This window comes from Rummeliibacillus sp. G93 (assembly GCF_023515935.1).
GTDB lineage: Bacteria > Bacillota > Bacilli > Bacillales_A > Planococcaceae > Rummeliibacillus > Rummeliibacillus stabekisii.
Map to the genome: position 1 here is coordinate 414,728 of NZ_CP097314.1, position 14,477 is coordinate 429,204.

The window sequence follows — 14,477 nt, forward strand, 5'->3', positions numbered from 1 at the left end:
TATTGTTTTATAGGTATTAAGGTTTAGATAAAATGAATCAAATTTTTAGCATATGTTTACTTCTACGTTTGTTATATATTTATTTTATATACAAATTAAAAAATGGAGGCTCACAATGAAGAAATATATTAATGGAAGCTTATTAACTATGGTAGCATTCTTGTTCTTTTGGATTACTGCGCCGAATGCTAAAGCAGCAACAGGCGTATCTCTTCCATCAGTGAACGAGAATATATCCTACAATTCAATACAAGGTATTTTGGGTGATATACCTAATCAAACAAATGCCTTGATTAATAACGACACTATTATGGATTTAATGACAGGCAATGTATTGAAAGAATTCGATTCCTATGCCGATACAGCTGTGGCGAATGAAGAAGGCAATGTGTTTGCGCTAGGTGATGGCTATAAACTATTCATATATGATGGTTTCGATAAGAAAGTGTATCAGTCGGAAAATTTATTTGGAGCAGAGGATAGTTATTTTAGTTACTATAAATCAAACAACTACGATTTCACTTTGGATACTTTTGTACCTAACGAAGATGTATTGTTGTTTTCTTCTAAAACAAAACTAATAGCATTCAATACTCGTATAGGACAAGTAGAGTTTGTAACAGGGTTGTCCAACTCAAAACAAATCCTTGCAACGCCTTCAACAATACTTTCCATCTCAGATAAACAAATTAATCTATATGATAATCGTGGGAATTACCAAGATGTCATTGTACCTGCCAGCAATATAGAAACGGCCGTAGTATCTGCTGATTACAAGAAATTATATGTAGCTACTAGCGATGCGCATTTACAAATATATGATATTGCATCAGGGGAACAAGAGTTACCGCTTGATAGAAATGCCTATTATGTTGGGAATGATCCAGCCATTCAAATGCATATCGATCAGTCAGGCAAATATCTAGCAATCACTTCTGAGTATAATGGCTTTAAGTTATTTGAAGCAAAAACGGGCTTCCGTATTTACACGGAGTTAGATGGAGCTAGAGGACCTGTATTCGTGATGCCTAAGGGCAAGTTTGTGTTAGTTGATAGAGAATTATATAATGGCAAAAATCTCAATAAGTATGTAACTAAAATTAATCTTTCATCCAAATTATTGAAGTTAGAGATAGGCTATCAATATACGCCAGAAGTCGTAGCAACGCTTGCCAATCAATCGACTCAAACTATTAATTCACAGATTAAAGTACAATCTAGTAATTTAAATGTTGCCTACTTTGACCAATATGAAAACAAACTGATTGCGGCAAAAAAAGGCACAACGACTCTTCGTGTTCAATATCTTGGTTTTTATGAAGACAAAAAGGTTACAGTAGTTGATACTAAAAAACCTGTCATCAAAGGGGCAAAGAATCGAACGATTTATCAGTGGAGTTCCTTTGATCCGAAAGCCGGCGTACAAGCCTTTGATGGTACGATTGATTTAACATCAAAGTTAAAAGTAAAAGGGAAAGTAAACACCCAAAAACCAGGTACCTATAAAATCACTTACTCAGTGGTAGATGGGGCAGGGCATAAAACAACCAAAACTATAAAAGTTAAAGTAAAGAAGTGGTAGCTAGTAAGCCAATCAATTAATGGAGGTCATTATGAATAAAAAAATTCTAGGATTTTTCATAGCGGTATTTGCATTGCTAGTGATCGTCTTTCGGCCAACTCCCTCATATGCGGCAGGGGATATTTCTTTATTAGACATTAAGCCATACCAAACAAGCAGTTTATTTTATGTGAACAAGATTAATGGTGAACCTTTAACAGATAGAGAAGGAAACCTTATAGATACGGGGGTTGCACTTACAACAGGTTCATGGGAAAGAAATACAGCATTTGCAACTTATAATATTAAAGAGATGGGCTATAAAACATTTAAAGCAAGAGTAAGTTTAGATGCAAACCGAATTGTAGGCGATTATGGAAAGACCGCAATAGGAATTTATGCTGATGATGTCCTGTTATATGAAAAGCAATTAACGAAGAATAGCGGTATTCTGCCTGTTAATGTAAAGCTACCCATGAATACGAGTAACTTTCGTATTGTTATAAAGCAAAATAAAGGCGGTAAAGGAGGTCATAACGTTGTGCTAGACAACCCTTCTTTTTCTTTTGAAGGAAAATATAAAAATACGGATAAAGAGCTGCCAGTCAGTCCCAATACAATAGGGGCGATAAGTAATAATATTTATTACGGCTACTATGTAAATCAATGGTCAGATAATGCCTTTCAAGATATCAAAGGAAATCTAGTCACAGATGGATTTGGTATGCATTCAGGCTTATATGGAGGATCAGTTTCTGCCTCTTATAATATCGACCAGATGGGCTTCAATCGCTTTGAGACAAAGTTATCGCTAGATGCTGCATGGATAATAGGGGATTATGGGCGTTCTGCAGTAGGGATTTATGCAGATGATTATCTTTTATATGAAAAAGAGCTAACGGCTAAAACACCTGTGCAGACAGTAAGATTAAATATACCAAAAGGAACTAAAAACATTCGCATTGTTGGAAAGCAAATAAAAGGTGCAAGGGGCACACAGAGGATTGTGTTCATCCATCCATTATTTATAAAAACCAAAGACCGACTTGTCACTGTCCCTAAAACAGTATCAGCAAAAACAGTTGGTGCTACTGAATATTCAACCTACTATTATTCATCTGAATGGCAGAATACTCTTTTCCGATATAGCAACAACAAAATTGCAATAGATGGTGTGGGTCTTTCAACATATAGCAACTCGGGTGGAACAGGCTATGCAGTCTATGACATTGCGGGGATGGGCTTCAATGCATTTAAGACAAAGCTCTCACTTGATTCACAGTGGTTAGCAGGCAATTATGGAAAATCCACTGTATATATCTATGGAGACAAAAAATTGCTGTACAAACGCACACTGACGAAGAAAGACGTAAAAAGTTTAACTCTTCGTTTCCCTAGCAAAACCAAAAAGGTGACGCTGAAAGTTATACAAAAAAAGGGCGCTAAAGGAACGCAGGGCGTAGTATTTGGAAATGCTGTCTTTACAAAGCTGGCTAAATAGCAGAGTAAGACTTATAAGACAATATCGAATGATAAATAATTAAAAAATAAGAAATACCCACTAACCTACTAATCTCAAAAAACTATAAAAAAATTTACCTTTTCCTTTATTTTTGTTAACAAATTCTATTCCATTGAGTAAAAGGAACTGCTATAATCAGTATGTTATTAGTAGGAAGGTGGTGATTTAGATGAAAGTGAATTTAAAGAATAGCGCTGGTGTGATGAAGAATGTAAAAGTTGGTTTTAGCTGGACTACCTTCTTTTTTGGATTTTTCCCTGCACTCTTCCGTGGTGATTTAAAATGGGCTATTATTATGTTTATTGTAGCAGCGGCTTTGGGATCATTTACATTTGGCTTAGGTGGTATGGTTGCGGATATTATATTTGCATTTATTTATAATAAAATCTATATTAAAGAACTTTTAGAAAAACAATACTCACCGGCCGATGAACAATCAGAACAACTATTACATACTGCAGGCGTCATTGCCTAACAAATTTGTATAGTAAATCTCCAATCATATAGTTGATTGGAGATTTTTTGATTTGCTAATAAGTATGTATACTAAATACTGGAATTAAATGATATAGATTTTGATTTTTATAAGGTATTTATGAATAGTGCGACTGTTCTTCCGCTGAAATTTGGGTCTTAATATTAGCAAACGAAAAAATAGTTGCTAATCTAAACATTTAAATATTCTAAATACATTGAATTTTGTAAAATAAGAATCTATAATAAATGTAACTTAATAAATGGAAGGGTATTCCGCTGATTGGAAAAACATATATAAAAGCGCCAAATTAATGAGATATAGTGGGTTAAGCTTCCTTTATAAGAGAATGATTTGCAAGTCAATGGTATGTACTTTCAGAAATCAAAAGAACAAGGAGGAGTATAAAGAGGGTATATAACTGTTTCAATTTTTTAGAATAAATGCTCCACCTTATCAGCTTTCCTAGATTACTAGCTTAAACATCTTCTATCTTGATTAGATAATATAGGGAATTTTTCATTTCTCAGAGGAGGAAATTAATTGAACTTTCCATTAAAAAATAACATCGAAGATAATCCTAAATTACAAGAAAAAAAGCCTAAACAAGCTTTAAATGCTTATGTATTGATGTTTATCATCATTGCTGCTGCGACTGTGTTGACCTATATTGTGCCAGCAGGCAAATATGCACGAATTGAAGAAGGTAGAAGAACTATAATTGATCCTTCGAAATTTGAATTTGTTGAGTCTACACCGGTGGGGTTGCTTCAAATGTTCAAAAGCTTTCATGAAGGCATGGTAAACGGAGCCCCTATCATTATGTTTGTATTGCTGTTCGGGGGTGCACTTGGCATTATGCAGGCAACAGGATCCATTGACGAGCTAATAAAGTTTACAGTAGAGAAATTTGGAGCTAGAAAGAAATTAATCGTTCCTATAATGGTTTTGTTATTTTCTTTATTAGGTACTCTTATTGGTTCTGCAGAAGATTCGCTTGTCTATATAGCTATTATTGTTCCAATGACTATTGCCATAGGCTTTGATGCAATTACAGGTTTTGCTATCGTGTTTCTAGGAGTCATTGGCGCTGGCTTCATAGCAGGCATTACAAATCCTTTTACGATTGGGGTTGCCCAAACAATTGCCGAACTTCCTATGTATTCAGGAATAGGATTGCGAGTAGGTATTTACGCAACCTTCTACCTTTTAACGGTATTTTTTATACTCCGGCATGTTAATAAGATTGAAAAAAACCCTGAAATGGCTGAATACGGGAGATTCCAACCGACAAAGAACACCGTGGTAATGACTGGTTATAAAATGAATAAAAGGCATTCTCTCTCACTATTTGTTCTTTTGTTTTGCTTCATTGCTCTTATTTATGGCGTGATAGAATTAGGCTGGTATATTAGTGAAATTGCTGCCGTTTTCCTCTTAGGTGCTATCATTATGGCCATCATTGGTAGGATTTCTGCAAATGAAGTAGCCAACAGCTTTATCAGAGGATGCTCGGACATGATTTCCGGTGCTATGATTATTGGTATTGCCAATACTATCTTAGTTGTTTTGACGGCTGGCGGATTATTAGACTCCATCTTATATTATACGTCAACTTTAATCGGCAACCTTCCACCAACTATTACGGCTATTGGAATAGCTATTTCCAACTTCTTTATTCATTTTATTGTTCCTTCTGGAAGTGGGCATGCTTCCTTAGTTATGCCAATCATGTCTCCATTGGCAGACCTTGTAGGCGTTACAAGACAAACAACCGTGCTTGCCACCATAATGGGCGCAGGTGTATCCAACTTGATCATTCCAACCGGAGGCGTTTTATTAGCCGGATTAGGTATGATGGGAATTCCATACTCTAAATGGGTCAAATGGGTATTCCCCTATGTAATTATCCAATTTGCTATTATCATTGTATTTTTAATCATTGCTCAAGCTGTACAGTATGGACCATTTTAGTGAAGTATCCGTGTTCATGTTTTTGTAAGCATAACCAACTTACACGTATTCTTTTCGTTTCACTTATGGGTCAATGGCAAGAATCTAGGATCCGCTAATACAACTTAAAAAGAAAAAGGAGGCTCTACATACAATGGCTATTAATCCAACACATATAAAAGAGCTATTTGAAGAAGCTGTTTTGAAATACCAAAACATCTGCCATCAGTTAAATTATTTCCTCGCAGAAAATCCAGAACTTTCTGGGGAAGAATTTAAAGCATGCCAAAAGTTTGTAGACATTTGCAGAGAACACGGCATGGAGGTAGAAGAAGAGTTTTGCGGTTTGCCGACTGCATTTCGCGCCAATGTAAACAATCTAGAAAACCCACAAGCGCATATTGCTATTTTGGCAGAATATGATGCATTGCCAGACTTAGGGCATGGCTGTGGCCATAGTATGAGCGGCAGCATGAGTTTGCTCATAACTCTTGCTCTACACAGCATCAGCGAGAAACTGAATGTAAACATAGATTTAATAGGAACGCCTGATGAAGAGCTGCACGGTGAAAAAATTACCATGGTTAACCAGGGCGTTTTTAAAAAATACGATTTTGCTATGATGGTTCACCTAAACTCTAATACCACAATGCCTAAAGTGAAGTTTTTAGCTCTCAGTGCGTATCGTGTGAGATTCTATGGAAAACCTGCACACGCGGCTGCTTCTCCTTGGGAAGGAAAAAATGCGCTCAGTGCCGCTCAATTGACATTCCATGCTATAGATCAATTAAGGCAACGGGTAAAACCTGACACACGAATGTCTTACTACATTGTCCATGGTGGAAAGGCATCTAATATTATACCGGATTACGCCGAAATCCAAGTAGAACTAAGGCATAGTAATCGTGCTTATTTAGATACAGTTATTGAAAAAGTAGAAAATTGCATCAAAGGAGCTGCTATAGCAACAGAAACCTCATTCGATATAGAAATGATCGGCTATCCTTATAGTGATATGCTTCAAAACGAGCCTGGAATAGAGGTTATTAAATCCGTAATGGAGGAAATGGATTTACCATTTATTGAAGAAGACGACTCTATGGGAAGCTCCGATATAGGGAATGTGAGTTATCAATGCCCTGCTTTCCATCCCATGTTGGCTTGCTCTAATGATTATTTCACATTGCATTCACAAGAAATGGTTGATGTATGCCTTAGCGAAAAGTCAAAAGAAGTTATTAATCAAGGCGCTCGTTTAATTGGCAACACCATACTCTCACTTATTGAAAAACCGGAATTACTAGAAAAGATAAAAGAAGACTTCGGTTCAAAGAGCACATTGTTAGTGAATAGCTAAGTAGTGTACGTATAAGAGGTAAGCGGAGATAAAAGACGGTCCTGTAAAGGGCTGTCTTTTTTTTAGGAAAGCAAGGTTTTGAACTGGAAAATAATGTGCAATTTAACACTTTTACAAATTTTCCATTCTTTGCAGAGAGTTTTGCATAGTATAAAACATTCGAAAAGAGAGTAACTGAGTAATGGCATGAGTAATAGCAATTTTTTAATAATATTACAATTGTTAATATTAAATATTTTTATAGCTAGAAAGTGGAAAAATCTATTTCTATAGTAAATAATTAAGATATTCACTAAATTCTGATTTCAAATCAATCAGGACAGTGAAAATAATAACGATTGGGGAGGAATTTTATTCGTGACAAACTACTCATTAAGTATTCCTGCAACTGCTAGTGTGTATGGTGCTCGAAGTAACGCTTTCATTCTTAAACAAATTCTGATACAGAAAGGAACTAGTTTACATGAATAAACGAAAATGGAAAAAGCCTTTTAATGCATTTTTGTCGTCACTCTTAGTAGCTAGTATCATAACACCTGCCATACCTACATCAGCAGCTACAGGAAATGCTTCAGAATTAATTATTTCTGAGTATATTGAGGGAAGTAGCAGCAATAAAGCAATTGAACTTTATAATGGGACTGGATCTACAATTGATTTAAGTCAGTATTCCCTAGAACTCTATGCAAATGGAGCTACTACAGCAACTGCCACATTAAAACTTAGTGGAAGTATTCAAGCTGGAGATACTTATGTTATTTACAATAATAATGCGAATGAATCGATAAAGAGTAAAGGAAATCTTGCGAATGGTAGCGTTATCAATTTTAACGGGGATGATGCTGTTGTATTAAAAAAAGCAAACGCTGTCATTGATTCGCTTGGACAAGTAGGTACGAGAGTCAATAATATGGCGGACTTAACATTAGTCCGAAAATCGACTATTACGTCAGGTGATACGGTTATTGATGATGCGTTTGAACCTACTAAGGAGTGGGATAAACTCCCGATAGACGATGTATCTAACCTGGGCAAGCATTCAATGGATGGTTCTTCAGTTGAACCAGGAACTCCAGTTGAGATCAAATCGATTGAACAAGCAAGAGCGCTACCTTTAGGCGATACGATCACAATCAAAGCTGTGGTAGCTGCGAAACTTAAAAATACAATCTCCGTCCAGGATGAAACGGGTGGAATAGCCGTTAGACCAGCTACATTAGATGCAGTAGTGGGCGATGAAGTCACTTTGACAGGCACATTAGCTGATTACAAAGGATTATTGCAACTAGACGGAGCAAAATTGGTTGAGAAGAAATCCGATGTAGGGGCACCAACGCCTAAAGCTGTTACAGGGGCAGAAGTGACAGAGGAAAATGAATCGCGCCTAGTGAAAGCCAAAAATATTAAAATTGTTTCTGTAGAAGATGGCAACACATGGGCGAACTATACGGTGACTGATGGTACTACTGAATTTGTCGTACGTGATGAGACAAAAACATTGAATTTAGCTGTTGGGAAGACCTATGACTCCATTACGGGGATTGTTCAGCAATTCGATAATGTATACCAAGTCATTCCACGTTCCACATCAGATATCGTTGAAGATGCAAGTGTTGTTCAGCCTGTCACGACATCAGTGAAAGCTGGAGCAGTGGCAAAAGGTACTGAATTAGAACTCACAACTCCAACTGAGGGCGCAACCATTTATTATACAACGGATGGAACAGAGCCTACGAAATCAAGTAAGGTATATAGTAAACCAATTACGATTCAAGATAAAATGACAGTAAAAGCGTTTGCTGTTAAAGATGGTTTGAAAGATAGTCCTGTTGCTTCGTATGAATATACTGTTTTTGATTCAGCAGAAGGAATTCAAATTCATGATATTCAAGGAGAGTCACATGACTCACAAATGAAAGGTAAGACTGTTTCAGGAATTGAAGGTATTGTCACATATATTTATAAAATCGGAAGCGGCAACTACTTCCACATGCAAACACCAGATGCTAAAAAGGATAACAATCCAAAAACATCAGAAGGGATTATTGTCTATACAGGTAACACAGCAGCGAGCGTAAAAGTTGGGGATCTTGTCAGTGTGAATGGTAAAGTAGATGAATTCCAAATTGACGGCTATGCTGACTCTAAAAAAGAGACGGATTTATCTGTCACACAGCTTAATGCTCGCAACGACCAAGGCGGGAAGGTAGGCGTGTTGAAGAGTAATGTCACCCTTCCAGAACCGGTAGTTATTGATCGTAATAACCTGCCGTCTGAAGTGATTGATAATGATCAATTTACTCAATTTGATCCACAGGAAGATGCGATTGATTTCTGGGAATCTCTTGAAGGCATGAGAGTGCAGGTAGGAGATGTGAAAGCTGTAGGGCCTCAAGATCATGGTGATTTGGTGACTGTTCTAGAAGATAGAAAAACAGATACCATCCATGGGGGTGTCTTATATACAGAGGATAATGCAAACGCAGATCGTATTCAGTTTAAACTGTACGATAATACACAAGCGAGAGATTTTAAAGTGGCGACAGGCGATAAATTTAAGGGGCCTATTACTGGGGTAGTAAACTATGGCTTCTCAAATTACAAAATCTACGCTGATTATGAGGATATGAAAGCAAAACTTGTGGAAGGTGATTCGAAGCCAGAAACCACAACAATTGTAAAAGAGGATGACAAATTAACCGTTGCTTCTTATAATCTAGAAAACTTCTCTAACAATACAAAAGAAACTTCTGAGGACAAAGCTGGCAAATTGGCTCGCGCGATTGCATCAGATATGAAAAACCCTGATATTGTTGGTGTAACAGAAGTTCAAGATAACAATGGTTCTGCTGCAGGAGATGCTGCTGCTGATCAAAGCTATAAGCGTTTAATTGCTAAAATTGAAGAAGCAGGTGGCGTGAAATATAACTATGCTAATATTGACCCGGAAAATAATGCAGATGGTGGTGCACCGAATGCGAATATCCGTGTCGGCTTCTTATATAATCCAGACCGCGTGCAATTAACGAAAGATATTCCAAGTGGTGATGCAACAACAGCTGTAGACTATAAAGATGGAAAGCTTTCATTGAATCCTGGACGAATTGATCCTACAAATCCAGCATTTGATAATAGCCGAAAACCGCTAGCCGCACAATTTGACTTTAAAGGTGAAAGTGTTGTTGTCATTGCGAATCACTGGAACTCTAAATCTGGAGATACACCATTGTTTGGCTCATCACAGCCGCCTAAATTAGTAAGTGAAGTTCAACGCCATAAAATTGCAACAATTGTGAGAGACTTTACAGAGAAAATTAAAGCTGACAATCCAGATGCAAATATTGTCTCAGTAGGTGATTATAACGATTTCCAATTCACTGATTCGTTAAAAATACTGGAAGGTAAATATATGACGAATATGATTAATAAAGTGGAAAAAGCCGATCGTTATACGTACGTATATCAGGGGAATTCACAGGTACTAGATCATATTTTGGTATCAAATAACCTAGCTAACTCGGCGAATATTGATATTCTTCATATCAATTCAGATTTCACTGACATGGCTGGTCGTGCGAGTGACCATGATCCAGTAATGGTGCAGCTTGCCTTGGCGAAAAAAGCAGACGACGATATTGCTGAACCGATTATTCCTAAAAAGATGGTTCATTTAGTAAATGTTAAACAGAAAAAACTAACATTTGCTCCACCAAGCATTGGAGTGAATTTTGAAAGTGGCAATATTTCAGAGGGAATTATCATTAGAAGTTCGCAATATGCAGAGCTTAAAGGAAAAGGATTCGAGAAAGGCTTTAAAGGAGCGACAGTGACGGTTGACCCTAACAAAGCGGGTGCAATCATTAACTTCACAGGTCTTGCGTTAGAAAAAGTAATTATTGATGGTCCTAATGTCAAGGAAATCAGAGGGGCTGAAAATCTACAAAATATCGTTTATAAAAACGGTGCAAATCCTGAAACAATTCAGTTTAGAGATTCAGAGGGCAAAAAAATAGAGCAGCCTAATAAACCAGCAGAAAACAATGCACCCGTAGCCAAGAAAAGCTTTGATAATCAAACGGTAACAGCTGGAAAAAAGCTAAACTTTTCTTTGGCAGATTATTTTCATGATCCAGACGGAGATAAACTAACCTTCAGTTCTACGATGGGCACGATTAACGGTTCAGAACTAACGTTAGATTTGCCTACTGGTACACATTTAGTGGCCGTTACAGCTTCAGATGGTAAAAAATCTGTTACTTCTCGTTTCAGCGTAACTGTGACACCTGCCAATGCTACGGATCAATACTATAGCGATGCTATTGGTAAAGAAGGCCAAGCGTTAAAAACGGCATTGCACGATATCATAGATGATAATAAAGTTCTTTCATACAGTGAAGTATGGGATGCTTTGAAAATCACTGATGAGGATCCAAAAAACAAAAATAATGTCATCCTTCTTTATACAGGTGAATCTCGCTCAAAGGATAGAGCAGGTGGCAATGCGGGCGACTGGAATAGAGAGCATACATGGGCTAAATCCCATGGCAATTTCGGAACGAGCAATGGCCCAGGTACAGACATTCATCATTTACGACCAGCCGACGTTCAAGTTAACGGGGCAAGAGGTAATCTAGATTTTGATAACGGTGGAAACGCAATCAACGGTTGCTCTCTTTGTAAAAGGGATGGCGATTCGTTTGAGCCGCCAAATGACGTAAAAGGGGATATTGCAAGAATGCTCTTTTACATGGCTACTCGTTATGAAAAGGGTGACAGAGTTGACTTAGAATTGAACGATCAAGTCAACAATGGAACAAACCCTTACCATGGCAAACTATCTGTTTTAAAGCAATGGAATAAACAAGACCCGGTAAGTGAATGGGAAAAACAACGAAACGAAAAAATATTTAACATTCAAGGGAACCGAAATCCATTTGTCGATCACCCTGAATGGGTAGAAGCTATTTGGTAAATAAGAAATTCATGGTGTAAGAATTTAGAACGCTGACCCAGTGCGACCAAAGCCGAAGATGGTTATAGTTAAATTAAATAATGAAGGCCGAACTATTGAAAAATGCTGTACTAGCATTTGGATAATAGTTCGGCTTTTTTAATTGCATTAGGATTTTTTCCTTCAGGGTATCGAATAGGTAAGAATATTCGTTTAGCTAAAAATATTGTTCTTTATTTTTGAACGAACGAGTAAAAACCTAGTGAAAGCATCATATAAGGATATAAAACTTTACAACAAGCCGAACTGGTAATAATATGTGTAAAATATAGGTTATTATTCACTTAATTTTTACAGAAAATTAATACTTATTACCTTATAATAAAAATAAGTAAGGTAATAAATACCTAAAAATGTGATGTTGATGCTTACGATTTTTTTTAAAACGGAGTATAGCCTTTTACCGATAAAATCAATTCAATATAGTTTTTTTACTTTTCGATATACGAATATATCTTATATTTTCTGAGATACGAATTATAAGGGAGGATTTGTTTGAAATGCAGGATTTGAAAAATCAATTTAAATTTATTTGTGATATAAAACCTTTGAGAGACCATAATGGGAATGTTGAAAGTTTTGAGGTACATGTCGAAAATAATAATATTCAAGGGTTATCCTTGAATAAATATGGTCAGGGGCCGTTCTGCAAATTCTCTATCCCAAGTGATATACAGCAAGCGGGTTTATATGCAATCGCTTTAAATAATGAACTTGTCTATATAGGTGTATGCGAAAGTCTTTCGCGAAGATTTAATAAGGGATACGGCATGATTTCACCAAGAAAATGCTTTATTGGAGGAGAATCTAACAATTGTCGTATAAATCATCTAATTTATGAAGCGAGCCAGGTAGCTCAAGAAATTAAACTGTATTTCTTGGAGACAGACAACAAATTTAGTATAGAATCAGCCTTAATTGCGAAGGTAAATCCAGTATGGAATATTTCGAGCGAAACAAAGCGATCAATAGTTTTGGAAAGTAAGAAGCTTGTTAGTGAAAGCGTAAAATTAAGAAAATCAAGGCGGAAAGCAAATTGTAGGGGTGAGTTACTTTCAGCCGTCACGTCATTAGTGAAAGATAAAGGTAAAAATGAATTTACAATCAATGAAGTGATTGAGTATATGAATAAGTTAAATACGAAATATAAAGAATCAACGATTAGAACGCACATCGCATCAAGATGTTGTGTAAATGCTCCGAAACATCATGTAACGGTACATAATGATTTTAGACGGATAGGCAAGGGGGTTTATGAATTGCATAATCTGGAGGAAAGTGAACTCTAATACGAGATTATACTTTAATCTAAAAGAAGATAAACAAAGTGGAGAAATGATGGTTGAGTAGCTATCGTTATATATATATAAAACAAAGCCCTCGCACAAGGAGAGGGCTTTGTTTTTATTGTCTAACTACTTCTTCTTGTTTCTTAAATCGTACATAAGAAATGGATTGGATTTTAATAAGTATCCATCCGAAGCCTTTCCAGGATAGGAGTAGTGTTAAAATGGCTGCGAAACATAGATATATTTCTAACCAATGGTTAGGTGAAATTTTAGCTAAGTAGTCATTCAAGTGATAATGTTGATAAATAAATAGGATAAAACGATGCAAGAAATAAACTTGTAGAGATCTTACTCCTATTACTGTATACCATGTTTTTTTGTTAGGCATGATTGCCATAACGGCTAAAGAGACAATCGTTGTCACAATCATTAAACCTAGACGGATAAAACCACCCATGACCGGCAGGCCGGCAACTACATATGCATTACGACCTGACAATAGAGGACGTAAGCCATAAATCAGATCAATATTGAAGTAGATAAAGGCTATCGTCAATAAGAGAATAATGCCACTTGTTATGCGAACAGATTTTTTTTGTAAAAAACCCGCGAGTTTTTGCGGATTTGTATAGTAACCCGCCATAAAGAAAGGTAGATAGACTATAATTCGAGAAGCGACTAAAAAATCACCTACTTCTTTATCGTAGCCAACTAATAAGGCTAATACTGTAGTGCCAATGAGCACATACTTTGGTTTGAATTGATTTAAGAAGTAACCTATGCAAAGCCACGCTGCCATGGCAAACATAAACCATGATACGCCATCTTCAGAAAACATGGTTAAGTCATAGCTATCGCTTCCAAACCATACATGAAGCATAAGATACAGCACTATTTCCAATATAAAATAGAGCAATAAGAAAGTCAGTACTCGATCAATTCGAAATGGTGATTTATTAATAGTAGATTTACTAAATAAACCGGCTATAAAGATAAAGAGAGGCATATGAAAAATATATATAAAGAAAAATAGAACCTGCATATTACGAGAGATATCAGTATAGTAGTCAACGAAATGCCCGAGAACTACTAGAAAAATCAATAAAGCTTTTGAATTATCAAAAGTAAAAACTCGTTCTTTAGCAATCAATACGTAATTCCTCACTTTCATTTCAACTATCAATTATATTATTGATATAGTAGATAGTTTTTAAATTATGAAGCTAGTTTGCGCATTATTTCGTGTTGGTTCTAAAACTAATCTAAAATGCAAAATGGCGACCTAAAAAATAAAAGACCCAACTGTGAG

At 36.3% G+C, this 14,477-nt stretch carries 8 protein-coding genes; 7 read left to right on the forward strand and 1 reads right to left on the reverse strand.

What is annotated here, in order from left to right; translation table 11 throughout:
* Positions 1-115: 115 nt before the first annotated feature.
* From M2M59_RS02090 to M2M59_RS02120, 7 genes are all read left to right on the forward strand, one after another.
* Positions 116-1,582, forward strand: coding sequence for an immunoglobulin-like domain-containing protein (locus M2M59_RS02090; protein WP_249775317.1), 1,467 nt, complete (start codon positions 116-118; stop codon positions 1,580-1,582).
* 31 nt (positions 1,583-1,613) lie between these two features.
* The gene (locus M2M59_RS02095; protein WP_249775318.1) at positions 1,614-3,062 is read left to right on the forward strand and encodes an NPCBM/NEW2 domain-containing protein; all 1,449 of its coding nucleotides are present in this window, start codon (positions 1,614-1,616) and stop codon (positions 3,060-3,062) included.
* Positions 3,063-3,252: 190 nt separating this feature from the next.
* A complete protein-coding gene (locus M2M59_RS02100; protein WP_249775319.1) occupies positions 3,253-3,558 on the forward strand; it encodes a DUF2628 domain-containing protein in 306 nt (101 codons plus the stop codon).
* Between the two features lie 543 nt (positions 3,559-4,101).
* Positions 4,102-5,532, forward strand: a complete 1,431-nt coding sequence (locus M2M59_RS02105) for a YfcC family protein (protein WP_249775320.1) — start codon at positions 4,102-4,104, stop codon at positions 5,530-5,532.
* Positions 5,533-5,665: 133 nt separating this feature from the next.
* A complete protein-coding gene (locus tag M2M59_RS02110) occupies positions 5,666-6,868 on the forward strand; it encodes an amidohydrolase (RefSeq protein ID WP_249775321.1) in 1,203 nt (400 codons plus the stop codon).
* A gap of 463 nt (positions 6,869-7,331) precedes the next feature.
* A complete protein-coding gene (locus tag M2M59_RS02115) occupies positions 7,332-11,840 on the forward strand; it encodes an endonuclease (RefSeq protein ID WP_249775322.1) in 4,509 nt (1,502 codons plus the stop codon).
* Between the two features lie 539 nt (positions 11,841-12,379).
* Positions 12,380-13,168 (forward strand): DUF7669 domain-containing protein, encoded by a 789-nt coding sequence (locus M2M59_RS02120; protein ID WP_249775323.1) that lies wholly within the window; start codon positions 12,380-12,382, stop codon positions 13,166-13,168.
* Between the two features lie 115 nt (positions 13,169-13,283).
* On the opposite strand, the gene M2M59_RS02125 is transcribed toward M2M59_RS02120, so the two are convergent.
* Positions 13,284-14,318 (reverse strand): acyltransferase family protein, encoded by a 1,035-nt coding sequence (locus M2M59_RS02125; protein ID WP_249775324.1) that lies wholly within the window; start codon positions 14,316-14,318, stop codon positions 13,284-13,286.
* Between the last annotated feature and the right edge of the window lie 159 nt (positions 14,319-14,477).

Coding starts and splice junctions, on each gene's coding strand:
- M2M59_RS02090 (WP_249775317.1), top strand. CDS start 116: ATGAAGAAATATATTAATGGAAGCTTATTAACTATGGTAGCATTCTTG.
- M2M59_RS02095 (WP_249775318.1), top strand. CDS start 1,614: ATGAATAAAAAAATTCTAGGATTTTTCATAGCGGTATTTGCATTGCTA.
- M2M59_RS02100 (WP_249775319.1), top strand. CDS start 3,253: ATGAAAGTGAATTTAAAGAATAGCGCTGGTGTGATGAAGAATGTAAAA.
- M2M59_RS02110 (WP_249775321.1), top strand. CDS start 5,666: ATGGCTATTAATCCAACACATATAAAAGAGCTATTTGAAGAAGCTGTT.
- M2M59_RS02115 (WP_249775322.1), top strand. CDS start 7,332: ATGAATAAACGAAAATGGAAAAAGCCTTTTAATGCATTTTTGTCGTCA.
- M2M59_RS02120 (WP_249775323.1), top strand. CDS start 12,380: ATGCAGGATTTGAAAAATCAATTTAAATTTATTTGTGATATAAAACCT.